Raw genomic sequence first — 18,274 nt, 5'->3', positions numbered from 1 at the left:
CTTTGTTATGAAAAAGAGCATATCCATAATTGTTCCCTGTTTTAACGAAGAAGAGAATATTGAATTGTTTTTTCAAGAAACGACTAAAGCCATGGGCAGTATCTCAAGCCTTGAATATGAAATTATTTTTATAAATGACGGCAGCCGGGACAATACCGGGGAAAAAGTGAAGTCCCTAAGAAAAAAAAGCAGTAGAATAGGCTTTATAGACTTCAGCCGTAATTTTGGCAAAGAAGCGGCCATGCTGGCAGGGTTGGAGCATGCCGGTGGCGATGCGGTTGTTATTATGGATGCAGACTTACAGGACCCTCCTTCCCTGATACCTCAGATGGTTCAGGAGTGGCGTTTAGGATATGATATTGTCTATACCAGAAGGGTAAGCCGGGAAGGTGAGCCCGTAATTCGAAGCTGGTTTGCCAGAAATTTTTATAAAATAATGAATCGAATGAGTGAAGTAGAGATTGTAGATGGTGCCAGGGATTTTCGAATAATGGACAGGAAAGTGGTTGACAGTATTTTGTTAATGCGGGAAAAGCTGAGGTTTTCTAAAGGCCTGTTTGCGTGGGTGGGGTTTAGTTCCAAGTGCTTAGAGTATGAAAATATCAACAGGAAAGCCGGGGAAACCGGCTGGAGTTTCAAGAAACTGTTGGATTATGCTATTGAGGGAATCGTTTCCTTTAGTTACATGCCCCTGCGTTTTGCTTCTATTACAGGTTTGTCCATCACGCTTTTGGCTTTTTTATACATGATCTATTTGATTGTTGATAAGCTGTTGTTTGGAAACCCGGTGCCGGGATATCCTTCACTGGCCTCCTTTATTATATTTCTAGGAGGGGTGCAGCTATTATTTTTAGGAATTATTGGAGAATACCTGGGAAGGATATTCTACGAATTGAAGGCCAGGCCCCATTATATTACGCAGGAAAACCTGCCCGGCCTGCTGGCTGCAGAGAAAATAAATGGACAGGCAGGCAATTAAGGGGAGAGGGAATGGATTAAATGGATTATAATATGACTTTAAAAAAAATTCTCTCCTGGACAGCGGTGATTATTTGGATGGGTTTAATATTTTACCTGTCACATCAGCCGGCAGTTGAATCCAGCCGTCTGAGTCAGGGAATTACAGAAGTTATTATACAAGCAGTAGAAAAAGTGTTTCCCAATTTGGAGTTTGACCTAAGGAATTTGAATCACTTTGTTCGGAAGAACGCCCATTTTTGTGCGTATTTAATATTAGGATTCTTGGTGGTAAAAGCTTTATGGATAAGTGGGGCGGCCGGGGTTAAAGGTATGGTTTTGGCTCTAGTGATATGTGTGCTTTATGCCGTTTCAGATGAAGTTCATCAAATGTTTATCCCCGGAAGAAGCGGGGAAGTGAGGGATGTGTTTATTGATAGTGTTGGGGCCGGTATCGGGATTGGTTTGTATTGGATGGCGGCCGGGAGAGTAAAGAATGCAGGATATAAACGGAGATTTGGCTGAAGAAGGAAGTAAAATATTTGATTGATGTGGATTGGAGGTAAGGAATATGCAAATACTGGTTGCCGGCGGTGCCGGCTATATAGGCTCGCACACCTGTACTGCTCTGTTAGAAGCGGGGCATAGGGTGATTGCTGCTGATAATTTATGCAACAGTAAGGCTGAGACTATTATTAAAGTAGAGCATATAGCGGGAAAAGATATGGTTTTTTATGAGATAGATGTTACCGATACCGCATCGGTGGATACTGTTTTTGCCAATCATGAAATTGACGGTGTTATTCATTTTGCCGGCTTTAAAGCAGTAGGTGAGTCTGTGGAAAAGCCCTTGGACTATTATTATAATAACATTGTCAGTACCATGGTTTTAAGTAGAGCCTGTATGAAATATGGTGTGGGTAAGTTTGTGTTCAGTTCTTCCGCCACCGTTTATGGGGAGAATCAAGTGCCCTTTGTGGAAACTATGGATCTTCTTCCCACCACCAATCCATACGGAGAGACCAAGGCTGTGAGTGAGAGGATCCTGACGGATGCTGCAAGAGCTAATCCAGGGTTCAAAGTTTCCTTACTTCGATATTTTAATCCCGTGGGAGCTCATGAGAGTGGGTTGATCGGTGAGTCACCCAATGGTATCCCCAATAACTTAATGCCCTTTATAACTCAGGTAGTAAAAGGTAAACTGGACAGGCTTCAAATTTTTGGGAATGATTATCCCACTATAGACGGTACAGGAGTTAGAGATTACATACATGTGATGGACCTGGCGGAGGGGCATGTTTCCGCACTGGATCATCTGACAGAGGGTGTACACATTTATAACTTAGGTACCGGCCAGGGGACTTCTGTGCTGCAGCTGGTGAGAGCTTTTGAAGAAGCTATTGGAGTAGAAGTGCCTTTTGAAATTGTGACCCGCAGGCCCGGGGATATTGCTGAGTGTTATGCTGATGTTAGTAAAGCTCAGGAAGAACTGGGGTGGACAGCCAGGCGGGATATAATTGCCATGTGCCGGGACGCCTGGCGGTTTGAGAATTCTTACAGTGATTAAATGTTCTTGAAGTCTGGGTTTTCTCTTTGCTGAAAAGCTAATTACTTTCGGGTTTTTTTGAATGTGCTTATGAAATGGTTAAGTAAAATAAAGGAAATAAACTAATTTTGTCGAATTAGAAACAAACGATTGAGAGTTTGATGTTTAAAAGGGTGAAGGAAAGAATATGAGCAGCATCATAATTGGTAATATTTTCCAAAACGGTGGCTGGTCATATTAAAAGAGAGGAGTGTGTGAAATGGAACCAGAACCATCAAAACTAAAACCAAAAAAACCTATCATACTAATACTGGCAGTAATTCTTATAGCAGTTTCAATCACCGGGGCAGTCATTGCTTTTAACAATTGGTCCGGCCGAAGCGACTTGAGATCCATTAGTGACGTTGTGGGGACTGAAGATCCTGATGTTGACAGCAAGTATCCTGCTCCATGGAAAGATGATTATGAGCAGGCCGTAAAAGATAGTGAAGATCCTGATGAAGAGCCTGTTGATGAGTTAGAGGCTGAGGACGAAGATGAAGAAGATGCTTTATCTCAAGCTGAAGCAGAAGAAAGTGAGGAGTCCAAATCCAAAGATGTTCCCCAGGATGCGGGGAGGGTAGTGCACTTTCTATTGATGGGAATTGATAAGAATAAAGAGGTGGATGCCATTTCAGTTGTCTCTGTACATACCGGTCAAAAAAATGCACGAATGATTTCCGTAAACAGGGATTTCATATGCTACTGGCCTTCAGCAGACCAGGCCCGTAATGGCCACAGCAGGATCAGTGAGATATATAGTTTTGGGGGCAGCCATCAAATGATGTATGAGAACGTAAGGCGCCTTACGGGAATAAGCCCACATTTTTTTGTGCAGGTGGATTTTAATGGATTGGTTAATATTGTGGATACAGTGGGGGGCATAACTATTAATGGCACCAGGTATAATGGAGCCCAGGCCCTTGCATATTCCCGGGACCGGTCCGGAGTCAGTGCCGGAGTACGAAGCAGGAGACATTTAGATGTTATTTTCGGCATTATGAATGAAGTATACAGCAAAAAAAGCATGAGCCAGGCACTGAACCTTATTGTAAAAGGTTTCGGTTTTGTCAGGAGTACCAATATTGGCATAGGGGAGGCTAAAGACCTTTATTCGTCCTTGGAAGGGTTAAACCCTGCCACTACCAGCTTTTACAATGTCCCCTGGTCCAGAGGAGATTATGAAGATGGTAAATACTATGTGTATCAATAACAGATATAATACTCAACCTTATTTCTTTGCTTCGTAAAAGAATTTGTTAATATAGCCGGCGGAATGCCTTAAGGCGTGGGGGATGATTTTGGCCGCCACCTTATGAAAGGTATCTTCATTATATTTTTTATGTCTAAAGTAACGGTTATACCAGGCATAAGAGAGGTGGCTGCCAAAGTCAATCCAATCATAGGGATTTTTTGAATCTAATTGATGGCGGGTGCCATCTTCAGAGGTAAAGGTTTTGTCCCAGTGGTAATATCCACCCCCGGTCACCTGGTATGTTTTCCAGTTCTTTGCCAGCCACTTTTCCAGGGGGCCGTGCCCGTTAAAGGCAGTAACGCCGGAGTGTTGAGGTATGAATATGTCCTGAACTAAATGAAGGGAGCGGCCCAACTGGTAAATGGCTTCAGCCTTATCCCCGGCCTTCCATAAATTCAGGGCCAAGGTAAAAATGTTAACCGTTACATCTGCTGAACTGTGGGAAAGCAGGTACCCGCCATGGGTCCAGGGATGGTGGAAATGAAACAGTTGGAAAATGTATCCTCCGGAAAAGGGAATATCTGCATTTCGTGCCCCCTGCTCCAGCAGTTCTCGGTATGTTTTGCCCCTCTCTTTATCGGTGCTGTGAATAAAGTAATACAGGTCTTCCCTGCCGTCGTTTTTTAAAATCAGGGAAGTTTCGTAAACAAGTTCTATATGGTTTTCTATTTTAAATAAGGGTCGAATAACCTGTTTTAAATTCATATCTTATTATATTCAGTATAATATCCCTTTGACACGTAACTCCTTGTAATAATTTAAGCCGCCGGTCAATATGCTAAAGCAGTAAATAGAAATTATGGAGGATATAATGGACCATTCAAAGGGGACTGGAGATGACACCTTAGACAGGTTATTGGCTTCTTTCGGTTATGCATATGATCCGGGGCAGGATATTTTTTATTCACTTCTGGATGCCTGGCAGAGGAACTATGGTTATTTTCGCTTGTATGATGAAGCGGCGGCCCTGTTCAGCATGATTATGGATTGTGAGCCTGTTTATTTTACCTACGCAGGGAAGAGATGGTTAATACAGTTTTGGAAAGGGCAGTATGGTATTACTACCGGCTGTGAGGTGGGTGTGTATACGACAACACGGCCGGATCTGCATATTCCCGGAGTTTTTAAGGGGCCCTTTTTTGATTGTGCGGGGGATGAAGATTTATTGGATATAGAATGTACCTTGTATAAGCATGGGGGCACTCTATTCAATAGAAAGGATAAACACTGGTGGGTCACGGGATTTATATTGGGGGCATTTTCAGAGCCTTTTGACCTGACAATGGACATAAAAATAACCTTAAAAGATGAAGTCATGCTCAGTGAATTTATAAAAGGGTTAAATCATGCCGGTTACCAGTGGGAGGAACTAAGATTTGAGGGGAATACGGTCATCCTTACCTTTGCTGAACCCCGAACACCGCAGCCTGTTACCCGCAGCCCGGCATCAGACAAAGTGATCCAGATGAAAAATAAGCTGCTGTGTGAGATGTACCAACAAATCACCGCACCATTTACCCATTTAACAGATAAGTTCCGGGCCCTGGAGGAACAGCTGCCCCAGGTGGCTCTAATGATGGGCAAAAACAAATTGTTTTATGAACAATACGGTTTTTTAAAAAATAAGTAGAATAAATTTGTATTTCTACATATTATTACATTTAACAACAAAGGTATTTTAAGGGATTTGTAGAATTATTATAAGTAATTGTTTGAAACAATGACTGTTTGCCTTTAAATGGATTTTTTGGGCAGATATGTTAGCAGAACCGGCTAAACAAAAAAAATGTAAAAATGAATGTAAAAATGGAAATTGTTAAAAATTATATAAGTTTATGCTATAATATTAATTGGACACGCAAGTATATATAATTCACTACCCTCTAGTCTACTGTCCTTTAAAAATATGAGGAAAGAATTAAAGGGGTTTTCATATGGCAATATTTAACAGTCTATCGAAGCGTATTTTTCTGTCTAATCTGGCAATTATCTTAACTATGGTATTTTGCTTTTTTAATTCACAAAGCTTCTCTTATGTTATGAAAGCGGTGTTTTTTAATTTTTTAATCCTGCTGGTGCTCTATGCCATACGGGCATTTGAGCTGCAAACCGTAAGGTCGCTGAATAAGGCTTTTACTACCTTTTTGATTGGAACCTCTTTGGGGGGCTTGTTTACTCTAATACCTATCCTTTATTACCGGCCGGCCATACCTATGTATATGTATCTTACCTTTCTTTTGGTTTATATGATATTTTTGCCCTTTATCAATTATAAAATAGCTAAAAACTTTATAAAAAATCTTCCTTCAAATCATTATCTAATTATAGGAAAGGATGATAAAACCTATAATATAATGGACAAGCTGTGTAAGATTTCCTTGGGGAAGATTAGGCCGGTTATGTACATAAACCCCGACGCTGCAGTTTTAGAGAATCTAGTATTTGACAGCCATCAAATAAATTCTGTTTTGGTTGCTGACATGAAGCTTAAAGAGAGGGTAGAGCCTTCTTTAGATAGAATTAGATTGAAAGGGAAAAACATCACTTATCTCCCTCATGTGGTGGAAAATTCTTTAGCCTATATCCCTTTGGATGTAATAAATAAGTTTACCAACTATTATGAAGTAGCCTTTGAAGAAAATAAGATCAGTCCGGTAAAAAGATTGTATGATTTGATTTTGTCAAGTTTTTTGCTTCTTATTTTTTCTCCTTTAATATTACTGTTTGGCATAGCTCTTTACATAGAATCCGGAGGGCCGGTAATATTTTGTCAGGAGCGGGTAGGGTATCAAAATAAGAAATTTATTATTTATAAATTAAGAACTTTAACAGATGTAGATGTAAAGAAAACCGGCAATCCCAATGAAGGCATTGAGAAAAGGGCTACCCGGGTTGGGAATGTAATGCGTAAATTACGGATCGATGAACTTCCTCAGCTGGTTAATGTTTTAAAAGGTGAGATGAGCCTCATCGGCCCCAGGCCGGAAATGGTAGAGTTCCATGATATGTGTGTTGAAAATATCCCTTTTTATTCTTATCGTAATTTAAGTAAACCTGGAATCACCGGCTGGGCACAGATGAATTATAAGCATACCACCACTTTAGAGGACTATCGAAGAAAAACTGAATACGACCTGTATTATATTAAAAATCAAAATATGATCATGGACCTGCAGATAACCTTAAGGACCATTGTTACCATGTTGGGGATGAAGGGATCCAGATAAGCATGAAATAAAATGCAGCCGTAATGGCTGCTTTTTATATTTAAGAGGATAAATTAAAAAAGAAGATTAAATGCCATTACAGCCTTCAATTATGATAAAATGGATAGGGAATGTACATGTTTTAGAAGGGGGAAATTTATATGAGAATAACTATAGCCGGAACAGGTTATGTTGGATTGTCTAATGCCGTCTTATTAGCCCAACATAATGAAGTCATAGCCCTGGATATTATTCAGGAAAAAGTAGACATGATCAACAATAAAAAATCTCCAATCGCAGATGTGGAGATAGAGAAGTTTTTAGCTGAAAATGATTTGAATCTATTGGCAACAACGGATCAATACAAAGCATTTAAGGATGCTGAATATGTCATAATCTCTACACCAACCAATTATGATCCTGAGAAGAATTATTTTAACACAAGGACTGTGGAAGCGGTAATTGCTAATGTTTTATCCATTAATCCCGATGCGGTGATGGTTATTAAGTCAACGGTGCCGGTAGGGTATACAAAAAAGATAAGGGAGACTTTTGAAACAGGAAATATTATCTTCTCACCGGAGTTCTTAAGGGAAGGAAAGGCGCTGTATGATAATTTATATCCCTCCCGAATTATTGTAGGGGAGATATCTGATAGAGCTGAGAAGTTTGCCGGCCTTTTAGTGCAGGGGGCTCTTAAAGAAGATATTGATGTATTATTTACCAATTCAACGGAAGCAGAAGCTATAAAGCTATTTGCAAATACATACCTGGCCATGAGAGTAGCCTTTTTTAATGAACTGGATTCATATGCAGAGGTTAGGGGATTAAACACTCAACAAATTATTGAAGGGGTATGCCTTGATCCCCGAATAGGCAGTCATTACAACAATCCTTCCTTTGGGTACGGCGGTTACTGCCTTCCTAAAGATACTAAGCAGCTGCTGGCCAATTATGAAGACGTACCCAATAATATTATGGGAGCTACGGTGGATGCCAACAGAACCAGAAAAGATCATATTGCCGAGAGGATATTAGCAAGAAAGCCTGAAATAGTAGGTATCTACAGACTGACTATGAAGATGGACTCTGATAACTTTAGACAGTCAGCCATACAAGGGGTTATGAAGCGTATCAAGGCCAAGGGGATTGAAGTTGTAGTTTATGAGCCTGCCCTTGATGCAGAATTCTTTTATAATTCAAGGGTAATAAAAGATTTTGATGAATTTAAGAAGAGTTCAGATGTAATCGTAGCCAACAGGCTGTCCGATGATATTAAGGATGTAGAAGATAAGGTGTACACCAGGGATTTGTTTGGCAGAGATTAGGACAAGCCCGCATACCTATTATAAAAACTTTACCATCTAAAGAAGCTATCGGGAGTGATCGTTGTAATGAAAGGTATTATTTTAGCAGGGGGCAGTGGAACACGCCTTTATCCGATAACACTTATTACCAGCAAACAGCTTTTGCCGGTATATGATAAGCCCATGATATATTATTCATTATCTACCCTTATGTTGGCAGGGATTAAGGAGATTTTAATTATTTGCACCCCTGTTGACCTGCCGGATTTTCTAAAATTATTGGGGGATGGCAGTCAATTTGGCATCCAATTATCATATAAAGAACAACCTTCACCTGATGGATTGGCTCAAGCTTTCATAATAGGGGAAGAGTTTATTGAGGGCCAATCATGTGCCATGATTTTGGGGGATAATATTTTTTATGGAAATGGCTTCAGGCCTTTGCTCAGGAAAGCTAAGGAGAATGCGGAGAAAGGCGAAGCGACTATCTTTGGCTATTATGTTCTTGACCCCCAGCGTTTCGGTATTGTTGAATTTGACCAAAAGGGTAAAGTCATATCTGTAGAAGAGAAGCCGGAGAATCCCAAATCAAACTATTGTATTACCGGTTTATATTTTTATGATAAACGGGTGGTTACATATGCCAAAATGGTCAGGCCTTCTGCAAGAGGTGAGTATGAGATTACGGACCTTAATCGTATGTATCTTTTAGATGGCACCCTCAATGTTCAGCTCCTGGGGAGAGGCTATGCGTGGTTGGATACCGGAACAATGGACAGTCTGGTTGAAGCTGCTAATTTTATTCAAATGGTTGAAAAACGGCAGGGCATTAAAATATCGGCACCGGAAGAGATTGCTTATGTTAACCGGTGGATCGATAGGCAGGCAATCCTTAAATCTGCTGAACGATATGGGAAATCCCCCTATGGTGAACATCTTAAGCAGGTGGCCCAAGGAAAAATCCGTTATTAAATTTGTGGGCATTGTAAAGGAGTAGAAAAACTTGTGAAAATTACCGGGACCCGGTTTAAAGGGCTGCTAATCGTGGAAACAGATGTATATGGCGATAACCGAGGATGGTTTACGGAAACCTTTACAAAGAATAAATTTATAGAAAAGGGAATGGATATTGAGTTTGTTCAGGATAATCATTCTTATTCAGCTAAGAAAAATACCCTCAGAGGCATTCACTTCCAAAATAATCCTGAGGCACAAACCAAGATAATTAGATGCACCCGGGGTTCTATTGCTGATATTGTTGTGGATTTAAGAAAAGGTTCCGAAACATATAAACAGTGGTTACGTATAGAATTGTCTGCCCATAATAAAAAGCAGCTTTTTATACCCAAAGGTTTTGGTCATGGGTTTTTAACCTTAACCGATGATTGTGAAGTGCAGTATAAGGTGGACCGATACTATTCCATTGAGCATGACCGGGGCATTAAATATAATGATCCTGAGATAGGAATAGAATGGGGCGTTAAAGAACCAATTCTTTCCCGGAAAGATTTACTGGCTCCATTACTTAAAAACAGTGATGTAAATTATAGTATTAAAGTTATGGTAACGGGTGCCAGCGGCCAATTAGGCTTAGATGTTGTTAAAAGGCTTAAGGTTCTTGGGATAGAAGCTGTTGGCGTGAGCAGAGATGTTCTTAACATAACGGATAAGAAGCAGACTGAAGATTATATAATAACAAATCGGCCTGACGTTGTAATTCATTGTGCTGCTTATACAAAGGTAGACCAGGCGGAAGATGAAAAAGAGCATTGTTATTTAACCAATGTAGAAGGTACAAGAAATATTGCCCAGGCCTGCAGTCAAGTAGACGCAAAAATGGTGTATATCAGTACAGACTATGTTTTTGATGGAGAAGGGGAAAGTCCCCATAGGGAAGAAAAATCTCCGGGCCCTATTAATTTTTATGGGTACTCAAAAGTACAAGGGGAAGCAATTGTAAAAGAGGCCTTAGAAAAATACTATATCGTTAGAACCTCTTGGCTTTACGGCCATAATGGCAATAACTTTGTTAAAAAAATCCTTAAGTTGGCTCAATCAAGAGATGAGATTAATGTTGTTAATGATCAAATAGGTTCCCCTACCTATACAGAAGATTTATCAGTTCTGATTTGTGATATGATTCAAACCAATAAGTATGGTATCTATCATGGAGTAAATGAGGGTTACTGCAGCTGGTATCAGTTTGCTCTGGCAGTTTTCGGGAATGCCGGAATAGACATTAAGGTGAATCCCATATCTTCTTCTAAATGTTTGGCAAAAGCTGAGAGGCCTTTGAATTCCAGGTTATCTACAGAAAATACAGTTAAAAATGGGTTTCAAAAGCTGCCCCAATGGGAGGGTGCTTTAGTCAGGTTTTTAACGGGAACAAAGGTTTAACAACCTGCGTTTCATGGATCTAAGGAAAGATTTAAATGATTTTCTTTTTCGCCTATTGTCCCATATTACCAACAACTGTGGATGTATATAAAAAATATATAGATCCATTTTTTTCTGCAGCGGGAGCTTCTTAAGTATTTTAAGCCGCTTTAATTCTGTATTATATCTTTTTTTTATACTTTTCAAAGCTTCATTATTAGAGTTATCAGAGTCCCTTAGTTGATGGTACACTCTAATGATAGTCTTCATATACTCATGAGCAGTGATCTCATACAGATCTATAAGGCCGTGCTGCAAAAAATAGTCAGCACTCTCTGAACAAGCATCCAGGATATCCAGGCTGAAGATACGATGCTGTTGACTCTTAGTAACACTGTCATCTCTTTGTAAATAGTAATAAAGAGGTTTATTTGTTTTAACTATTTTTCGGGATTTATGTAATAATTTATAGATTGTGGCAACATCTTCATAAACTCTGCCCTTTGGAAATCTAAACTCATTAAAAAGTTTACTTAGATAAAGTTTATTCCAAGGAACATTCCATGCCAGATCTTCATGCAGCGGCAGTTCGGTGAATAGAATATGCAGGGCTTCAATATTGCTGTACACTTTAATGGCTTTTTCTTGTTCAACTACTTCTACCGAATCATTTGGATATGTCTTTAGATAATCACAGATGGAAATATCAGCGTTATGGGTAGTTATTAATTGCCATAGAACCTCAAGCATTTTGGGATGAAGGTAATCATCGCAATCAGCGAAGCTTATGTATTTGCCCCTGGCAGCATTTAACCCCGTATTTCTGGCGTCAGAGATACCACCGTTCTCTTTATGTATGACCTTGAAGCGCTTATCTATTTTTGAATAGTGGTCACATATCTCTCCACATTTGTCTGGAGATCCATCATTCACCAGTATTATTTCTAAGTTTTTATAGGTTTGATTTACAATGGAATCAATGCATTTCCTGATATACTTTTCGCATTTATAAATTGGCACAATTATGGTTATTAGTTCATGCATATTATTGTGCTGCCCATAATATAAGTGATTTGTCTGCTCATGGTTAGCCCTCCCTTGTTACATTATACTATAATAATACTATTTATCCCTTAGACTTTTGGAAAAAAATTAATTATACAACAAAACATGTCATATTATAACAAGGAATTTTGAAAGAAAAATAGAAGTATTAGGAAAAAGAAATTTAACATGTGAGGGTATGATTCAAGAAGCTAAGGGACAGCAGGTAAAAGTATAAGATAAAATTTTCTGGGGGTATGAGTATGTATTCAAAAATATTAAAAAATTCCAAAATGTTTAAAGTTTATTTGTCAATTTTATTAATAACATTTTTGGTGCTGTCGGCAGGGTTAGTTTCTGCCGTCGGTTTTGGAAACAATGAATTTACTGTTAAGCTGGATCAGAGTGTGGAATTCTACCGTAATAATCTAAACAATATAGATAGTAAAGAGCAGAGTTATATCGAAGGGGAAATCTTGGTAAGATTTAAACCCCAGGCTTCCAATAAGTTAGCGGCCATGGAAAGCCTGCATGAAAACATGGGAACCAAAGCTGTAAAAAGCTTTGAAGGGCTGAAAGGGCTCCAACTGGTAGAGCTTCCCAAGGGAATGACCGTTGAAGATGCTGTAAACAAGTATAATAAAAATCCAGACATTTTGTATGCTGAGCCAAATTATTTACTTTATACCCATGGTGAGCAGGTATTTCCCAATGATCCCTTCTTTGATCAGCTTTGGGGGCTCCATAACACCGGGCAGTCAATTAGAGGAACTTTAGGGACAGCAGATGCGGACATTGATGCACCGGAAGCCTGGGAGATAATAACCGGATCAGAGGAAGTTATTATTGCTGTAATTGATACCGGGGTAGATTATAATCACCCGGATTTGATTAATAATATCTGGAGGAATCCCAACGAAGTCCTTGACGGGACCGATACTGACGGGAATGGTTATGTAGATGATATCGTTGGGTGGGATTTTTATTCCAACGATAATGATCCCATGGATGAACACTCTCATGGCACCCATGTATCTGGCACTATAGCAGCGGAAGGAAATAATGAGCTGGGAATAACCGGGGTTATGTGGAATGCTAAAATCATGCCCCTCAGGTTTCTCAGCCCTACAGGATCAGGAACTACTGAGAATGCTGTAGAAGCAATTTTGTATGCTAATGCCAATGGGGCCCATATTATTAACAATTCTTGGGGGGGAGGCGAATTCTCTCAGGCATTGAAGGATGCCATTTGCGCGTCTACGGCTGTGGTAGTCTGTTCTGCTGGGAATGATGTTAGTAATAATGATATTATTTTTAACTACCCTACCAGCTACAATTGCCCTAACATAATTTCAGTTGCAGCCACAGACAATCAGGATGGACTTGCCTCTTTTTCAAATTATGGTTCAAATACGGTACATGTAGGAGCTCCGGGAGTGAGGACTTTCAGTACCGTGACACGGGAGCCGGATTACAGCCAGGGCATAACTATTTTTTCTGATGATATGACCACCCTGGATAATTGGGACACCAGCAATTATGCAAACAAGCCCTGGGGGCTTTCCACAGTACGCTTTGCCAGTGCCCCCTCCAGTGCAGCCGATAATTCCGGTGATGACTATGAAGATGATGAATTTGCCTGGTTGTTATTAAATGATTCCATAGATCTCAGCAGCTCATTACATGCAAAGATGACTTTTAACCTTTGGCTGAATACAGAGGAAAATTATGACGGCGTATTATTTGGGTATTCATTAGACAGACATGTTTTTTACACCTTAGACTCATGGTCAGGCTCCACCGGAGGTGAATTCCATCCCTTTGAAGTAGATTTGAGTGATGCATGTGGAGAATTTGAGGTTTATCTTGCATTTATATTGCTTTCTGACTGTTGTAATAATTTTGAGGGAGCATACATTGATGATGTGGAAATACTTACGACCAATACAATATCTTCATATTCAGAAGCATATGCTTACTATAGTGGTACATCTATGGCTGCTCCCCATGTTTCAGGCCTGGCAGGCCTGATTAAAGCCTTAGACCCTGACCTTTCTAATCTGGAAATAAGGGAAACTATATTGGACAATGTAGACACCATTTCTTCCTTAGAAGGAAAGGTATCTACCGGGGGGAGAATAAACGCCAGGAAAGCCCTGGAGTCCCTGGTGCCGATAACCGGAGTAAGCCTTAACAAAACAGCTTTAACCCTGGTTGAGGGGGAAACAGATACCCTTATTGCCAATATTGAGCCGGCAGAAGCAAGCCAGGAAGTAATATGGACTTCCAGCAATCCGGCTGCAGCCACAGTAGACAATCAGGGCCGGGTAACAGCGGTATCCAAAGGTACAGCTGTAATAAAAGCTGTTAGTGCAGCTAATTCTGAAATTTGGTCTACCTGTGATGTTACTGTTACAGAATTTAATGTCACCCTGGGTGTCCATAGGGTTAATGCCACCACGCTGCAGCTGACCGCAGGCTCGTCTGCAGGGAATACTCTCTATCGTTTTGATGTAAGAGAAATGGACAGCGGTGGTGGTTACAGGATGATAAGAGATTACTCTACAGAAAATAATTTTACCTGGGAAGGTGCTCAGGACGGTGTTATTTATGAGATCGTCGTTCATGGGTTATCCGGCCTGGCCTATTCCGGATGCTATGTGGTTTTTGGAAACACTGTGCCTTTGCCGGGGGATACTTTTCAGGGCATAAATATGCAGGTTCATTCTGTGGGGGATAAAGTACATATTACCGCTTTGCCCCAGGGGGGTACCAATTTAATTTATGCCCTTCAATTTAGGGAAATGGGCGGTGATTATAGTATTTTGGACTCATCTAATCCCTATCAGGCTTCCCCTAGTTTTATAAGAGATCTGGAATACGGTGAATATGAGATTGTGGTTCATGGAATTGATGTGGCTGAAGGCTCATTGATTTATTATGGAGCTTACACTCCCTTTATTCATGCTGCTCCTTAAAGCATAACGAAGTCATAGGGACCAGGAGAAGAGGTAAATATTTACTATGAAAAAGGATTATAGTAAGAAAATTACAACATCAGTATTAATCGTTATGATTCTGTGGACGCTGGTGCCTGTAACTGCACAAACAGGGGAACTGAAGGTCAGCCTTGGAGTGGAGCGAATCAATGCAAATACATTACAGTTAACAGCAGATTCAGCAGGGGCCAACAATTTTAGTTACCGGTTTGACATGAGGATTATGGGTACCGGGGAGGACTATACTATCATAAGAGACTTTTCCTCCGAACCCATTTTTACCTGGGGAGGTGCCCGAGATGGAGAGCTTTACGAAATTGTAGTTCATGGGGTATCAGAACAGGGTTACATAGGATGTTACTGTGTATTTGGGAATACAGACCATTCTGCCATTAATTTATTAACAGGTTTGAACATGGAAATTCATGCTGAGGGCAATGCAGTTCATGTTACCGCTGTGCCCCAGGGGGGCACCCATGTAATCTACGCCCTTCAGTACAGAAAAGTTGGGGATAATAATTATAATGAACTGAACGCCTCTAATCCGTATCAGGTTTCTCCGTCTTTCATTAAGCCCCTGGATAATGGAGATTACGAAATTGTTGTACATGCCATAGATATGGCCGGTGGCTTAATAACTTATTACGGAGCCTACAGGCCTTTTACTCTTCCAGCAGAAGAGAGCCCGGGAACAGATCCTCATTTCTGGGAAAGCAGAAAAAGCACATGGATTCATCCTCTTAAAAATGGTTGGGACATGAGGCATGATCCTACCATTGGGGGAAGGCAGTTTGGCGCCCCCAGGGGAAACAGCGCGCATGCCGGAATAGATTTTATAGCAGATCCGGGCACACAGGTAATAGCTATGACTGATGGTACAGTTATCAACATTTATAATTTTTATGCTGGTACCCAGGCGGTGGAGGTAAAAAACACTGACGGTACCGTTATTCGTTATGGTGAAATCAATCCTCAAGTTAATATAGGGACTGCTGTTAAGCAGGGAGATTTAATTGGATGTATTATTCCTAATAATCTCGATGGGCTTTCCATGCTGCACTTAGAAATTTATTTAGGATTTGATAAAAACAATCAAGTTGTTACCGGTCCACTTACTCAAGTATCTAATTCCACTGAATACTGGTATGTTCTTATGCGCAACTACCTGCGAAGAGCTGATTTAATTGACCCTACGGAAGCAAAGGACCTGACAATTAAATATTCGCCTTAACTGTAAAGGGGTTTACTTTTTTTGCAATATTTATAAAAAAATTAAAAGGTATTTAAAGGGAAATCTATTGTTAAGATGGAATAATAATCTATAAGAAAATGAATACAAATAGATAAGGGCAAAACCATTGAAAGATGGTGACGCAAAGCTATGGGTCTATAGCCTCGAAGTAATCGGGGGATGACTGCCAGGCTGCCAAAAATTAATATATTGGAGCCTGGCTTTTTATTTTAATTTGATCTTTGAGTTGGGGAGGATGATTGTTTTGGCCCATAATAATAACCTTTCTGTGGAGGAATTGATTGGAGTTTTGCAGAGCTTTGGTTACAGTGGAAGAAGAATAAACAAGATGCTTATGAGTCATTTTGGCAGCACAGATTTAAGAGGCATGAGTGTTGAGGAACATCAAAAAGTAAAAGATATTTTAAATTATTACATAGATTTTGCCCAAAAGTGCATGGGTGTGATTAATTCAGAATAATTTTAAAAAACATTTTTGGGCTGATGACACGAAGCTTACAGAAAAAGCAGAGCCTTCCCTAAATTAAGAAGTCAGCAGCCCGTAGGGCTGCTGACTTCTTTGGCGGTATTGATTTTTTTATCCCGGCCCCGATCCCGGTGGTTCCGGCCCTGGTGGTTCCGGCTCCGGCTCAGGTTCCGGTTCCGGCCCTGGTGGTTCCGGCTCCGGCTCAGGTTCCGGTTGTGGTTCAGGTTGCGGCTCCGGTTGCGGCTCCGGCCTTGGGGCAGGCCTTGGTTCCGGCTCTGGTTCAGGTTCCGGCTCCGGTTCAGGCTCTGGTTCAGGTTCCGGAATATTGACGCTGGTGGTAACCGGGGAGGAATAGACACCCTTGCCGTTAAAAACGATAAGGGTATACGTATAGGTGCTGGCAGCAATAAAATTGTGTTCGTCTAGATACTCAAGGCCTGAAAGAATTTTTATTAAACGTTTTTTGCCTTGTTCATGGGAACGGAAAAGGTAGTAACGGGGTGATGTTTCACCGCCTCTTTCCCAGCTCAAATATACGTTTTCATCGGTGCTGTTATAACTGGACTTGAAATTAATAGGAGAAGCAGGTTTCTGAATGGGTATAGCAACCTGGACTCCCTCTGCTTGATGATGACTTATAGGAGGATGTTCCAGGGTAACTCCGTTTACATTAATGATAGCCAGATTAACAGTCCCATTTCCTGTTATTTCAGCCTTGGAATTAATAATAAGCCTTTCTACTGCAGCCTGCTCCAGGAGACTAACAAAGGCACCTTCTGTATGCTCCTCTATTTTTAAAAGTATTATCATTCCCCTTGAAACAATTAAGTTTGCGTTTTTATTTTTTATAGAAATACTATTACAATCAGCTGCTGTTTCTATTTTTTCACTGGTAGCTGCTATTAAGTTGCTGAAACCTATGCCGGTTTCTGTAGTTAGATTATCCTCTGTAAGCGTTGCCCCACTTCCCAAGGTGGTTACCTTAACATAAGTGCTGCCCCGAGCCTGTATATTTGTACTTCCTTCCCGGGCGTTGAGATACAGCCTATCAATGAAAGAGTCCTCTAATACTAAATTTTTCACGCTGCCTGTAATGGCCAGAACACCGGAAACGTTAACATTTTGCAGAATCAAACTTTCTCCTGCTGTTTTTGCCGACAGGTAGAGATTCCCGGTAATATCTGTATTCCTAAGGGTTACATCTGCTGCCTTGATGGTCAGGTCTCCCTCTATTTTTTCCCGTTTGTCCTGGGGGCCGTGAATGCCGTCAGAATCGATGTATACTATTTCCGTAAGACTCCTACAGCCCAATATATAGGTCCCGGCTAAAACTAAGAGACATAAAGTCAAGGCAAAGCAAAAACATCTTTTTGCAGTAAACTTATTTTTTCTTTCTAAAATTTTGGGGGTCATTTCTTTCTCCTTTTTATTTTTGCCGCTCTTCTTGTACTTCTTCAGGCCTTTTTTTGATAAACATAAATAAGGGCTTTTTGAATTTATCAGCTAATACTTATGGAAGAAGAAGTTAAAAACTATGAATAGATAATGTCAGGATTGTAGACATGATGGATTTCTTTATTACTGTTCTACAAGTTTTCAAATATTTCCTCTATGAATACCTGATTATCTCTGAACAAATTATTAAAATTGTCTGCTATCCAACTTCCAAACAGAAATAATACACAGAAGAATATAGCCATAAATCACCAATTGGTATAAAATAATTGTAATGATTCAAAACTCTTTAATTATAGTAAAAGGATAGATGGCTAAAGGTAGATAGCGGTATATGATACATCTCATAGGGAAGATTACATGATTAAGCCC

General features: G+C 40.2%; 15 protein-coding genes and 1 riboswitch. Of the genes, 12 read left to right on the top strand and 3 right to left on the bottom strand.

The window, feature by feature from the left end; all coding sequences use genetic code 11:
- Window positions 1-7: 7 nt before the first annotated feature.
- The 4 genes from HUE98_RS16145 to HUE98_RS16130 all read left to right on the top strand — a co-directional run bounded on the left by HUE98_RS16145 (window position 8) and on the right by HUE98_RS16130 (window position 3,755).
- Window positions 8-979, top strand: coding sequence for a glycosyltransferase family 2 protein (locus HUE98_RS16145; protein ID WP_241421620.1), 972 nt, complete (start codon window positions 8-10; stop codon window positions 977-979).
- A gap of 20 nt (window positions 980-999) precedes the next feature.
- A complete protein-coding gene (locus tag HUE98_RS16140) occupies window positions 1,000-1,482 on the top strand; it encodes a VanZ family protein (RefSeq protein ID WP_241421619.1) in 483 nt (160 codons plus the stop codon).
- A 46-nt stretch (window positions 1,483-1,528) separates the two neighbouring features.
- The gene (gene galE / locus HUE98_RS16135) at window positions 1,529-2,524 is read left to right on the top strand and encodes a UDP-glucose 4-epimerase GalE (RefSeq protein WP_241421618.1); all 996 of its coding nucleotides are present in this window, start codon (window positions 1,529-1,531) and stop codon (window positions 2,522-2,524) included.
- Window positions 2,525-2,762: 238 nt separating this feature from the next.
- Window positions 2,763-3,755, top strand: coding sequence for an LCP family protein (locus HUE98_RS16130; protein ID WP_241421617.1), 993 nt, complete (start codon window positions 2,763-2,765; stop codon window positions 3,753-3,755).
- An 18-nt stretch (window positions 3,756-3,773) separates the two neighbouring features.
- On the opposite strand, the gene HUE98_RS16125 is transcribed toward HUE98_RS16130, so the two are convergent.
- Window positions 3,774-4,502, bottom strand: coding sequence for a phospholipase C/P1 nuclease family protein (locus HUE98_RS16125; protein ID WP_241421616.1), 729 nt, complete (start codon window positions 4,500-4,502; stop codon window positions 3,774-3,776).
- Window positions 4,503-4,608: 106 nt separating this feature from the next.
- On the opposite strand from HUE98_RS16125, the gene HUE98_RS16120 reads away from it, so the two are divergent.
- The 5 genes from HUE98_RS16120 to rfbD all read left to right on the top strand — a co-directional run bounded on the left by HUE98_RS16120 (window position 4,609) and on the right by rfbD (window position 10,707).
- The gene (locus HUE98_RS16120; protein WP_241421615.1) at window positions 4,609-5,427 is read left to right on the top strand and encodes a DUF4474 domain-containing protein; all 819 of its coding nucleotides are present in this window, start codon (window positions 4,609-4,611) and stop codon (window positions 5,425-5,427) included.
- Between the two features lie 304 nt (window positions 5,428-5,731).
- Window positions 5,732-7,024, top strand: coding sequence for a sugar transferase (locus tag HUE98_RS16115; RefSeq protein ID WP_241421614.1), 1,293 nt, complete (start codon window positions 5,732-5,734; stop codon window positions 7,022-7,024).
- A gap of 140 nt (window positions 7,025-7,164) precedes the next feature.
- Complete coding sequence (locus HUE98_RS16110) at window positions 7,165-8,331, top strand: nucleotide sugar dehydrogenase (protein ID WP_241421613.1); 1,167 nt, start codon at window positions 7,165-7,167, stop codon at window positions 8,329-8,331.
- Window positions 8,332-8,397: 66 nt separating this feature from the next.
- The gene (gene rfbA / locus HUE98_RS16105) at window positions 8,398-9,282 is read left to right on the top strand and encodes a glucose-1-phosphate thymidylyltransferase RfbA (RefSeq protein ID WP_241421612.1); all 885 of its coding nucleotides are present in this window, start codon (window positions 8,398-8,400) and stop codon (window positions 9,280-9,282) included.
- Window positions 9,283-9,315: 33 nt separating this feature from the next.
- Entirely contained in the window at window positions 9,316-10,707 is a 1,392-nt protein-coding gene (rfbD, locus tag HUE98_RS17820) for a dTDP-4-dehydrorhamnose reductase (RefSeq protein ID WP_318036505.1), read from the top strand.
- Here the strand turns inward: rfbD and HUE98_RS16090 are convergent.
- Window positions 10,687-11,730 carry a glycosyltransferase family 2 protein gene (locus HUE98_RS16090; RefSeq protein WP_241421611.1) on the bottom strand — a complete coding sequence of 348 codons (1,044 nt, stop codon included), beginning with the start codon at window positions 11,728-11,730 and terminating at the stop codon, window positions 10,687-10,689. The genes rfbD and HUE98_RS16090 overlap by 21 nt on opposite strands.
- 263 nt (window positions 11,731-11,993) lie before the next feature.
- Here HUE98_RS16090 and HUE98_RS16085 point away from each other — a divergent pair, with 263 nt between their 5' ends.
- From HUE98_RS16085 to HUE98_RS16075, 3 genes are all read left to right on the top strand, one after another.
- Entirely contained in the window at window positions 11,994-14,708 is a 2,715-nt protein-coding gene (locus tag HUE98_RS16085) for a S8 family serine peptidase (protein WP_241421610.1), read from the top strand.
- 46 nt (window positions 14,709-14,754) lie between these two features.
- On the top strand, window positions 14,755-15,960 hold the full coding sequence (locus HUE98_RS16080) for a M23 family metallopeptidase (protein WP_241421609.1): 1,206 nt from the start codon (window positions 14,755-14,757) through the stop codon (window positions 15,958-15,960).
- Window positions 15,961-16,067: 107 nt separating this feature from the next.
- A riboswitch (cyclic di-GMP riboswitch) is annotated at window positions 16,068-16,160 on the top strand.
- A 65-nt stretch (window positions 16,161-16,225) separates the two neighbouring features.
- The gene (locus HUE98_RS16075; RefSeq protein ID WP_241421608.1) at window positions 16,226-16,441 is read left to right on the top strand and encodes a hypothetical protein; all 216 of its coding nucleotides are present in this window, start codon (window positions 16,226-16,228) and stop codon (window positions 16,439-16,441) included.
- 117 nt (window positions 16,442-16,558) lie between these two features.
- On the opposite strand, the gene HUE98_RS16070 is transcribed toward HUE98_RS16075, so the two are convergent.
- Entirely contained in the window at window positions 16,559-17,860 is a 1,302-nt protein-coding gene (locus tag HUE98_RS16070) for a hypothetical protein (RefSeq protein WP_241421607.1), read from the bottom strand.
- Window positions 17,861-18,274 lie beyond the last annotated feature (414 nt).

Origin of the sequence: Candidatus Contubernalis alkalaceticus (assembly GCF_022558445.1) — a bacterium.
GTDB classification, from domain to species: Bacteria; Bacillota; Dethiobacteria; order SKNC01; family SKNC01; genus Contubernalis; species Contubernalis alkaliaceticus.
Note: the sequence above shows the minus strand (reverse complement) of the source record. Positions and strands in the feature narration are given on the sequence as shown.

Bases quoted from the DNA above. Each gene is read 5' to 3' on its own strand.
- HUE98_RS16145 (WP_241421620.1), top strand. From the start codon at position 8: ATGAAAAAGAGCATATCCATAATTGTTCCCTGTTTTAACGAAGAAGAG.
- HUE98_RS16140 (WP_241421619.1), top strand. From the start codon at position 1,000: ATGGATTATAATATGACTTTAAAAAAAATTCTCTCCTGGACAGCGGTG.
- galE (WP_241421618.1), top strand. From the start codon at position 1,529: ATGCAAATACTGGTTGCCGGCGGTGCCGGCTATATAGGCTCGCACACC.
- HUE98_RS16130 (WP_241421617.1), top strand. From the start codon at position 2,763: ATGGAACCAGAACCATCAAAACTAAAACCAAAAAAACCTATCATACTA.
- HUE98_RS16125 (WP_241421616.1), bottom strand. From the start codon at position 4,502: ATGAATTTAAAACAGGTTATTCGACCCTTATTTAAAATAGAAAACCAT.
- HUE98_RS16120 (WP_241421615.1), top strand. From the start codon at position 4,609: ATGGACCATTCAAAGGGGACTGGAGATGACACCTTAGACAGGTTATTG.
- HUE98_RS16115 (WP_241421614.1), top strand. From the start codon at position 5,732: ATGGCAATATTTAACAGTCTATCGAAGCGTATTTTTCTGTCTAATCTG.
- HUE98_RS16110 (WP_241421613.1), top strand. From the start codon at position 7,165: ATGAGAATAACTATAGCCGGAACAGGTTATGTTGGATTGTCTAATGCC.
- rfbA (WP_241421612.1), top strand. From the start codon at position 8,398: ATGAAAGGTATTATTTTAGCAGGGGGCAGTGGAACACGCCTTTATCCG.
- HUE98_RS16090 (WP_241421611.1), bottom strand. From the start codon at position 11,730: ATGCATGAACTAATAACCATAATTGTGCCAATTTATAAATGCGAAAAG.
- HUE98_RS16085 (WP_241421610.1), top strand. From the start codon at position 11,994: ATGTATTCAAAAATATTAAAAAATTCCAAAATGTTTAAAGTTTATTTG.
- HUE98_RS16080 (WP_241421609.1), top strand. From the start codon at position 14,755: ATGAAAAAGGATTATAGTAAGAAAATTACAACATCAGTATTAATCGTT.
- HUE98_RS16070 (WP_241421607.1), bottom strand. From the start codon at position 17,860: ATGACCCCCAAAATTTTAGAAAGAAAAAATAAGTTTACTGCAAAAAGA.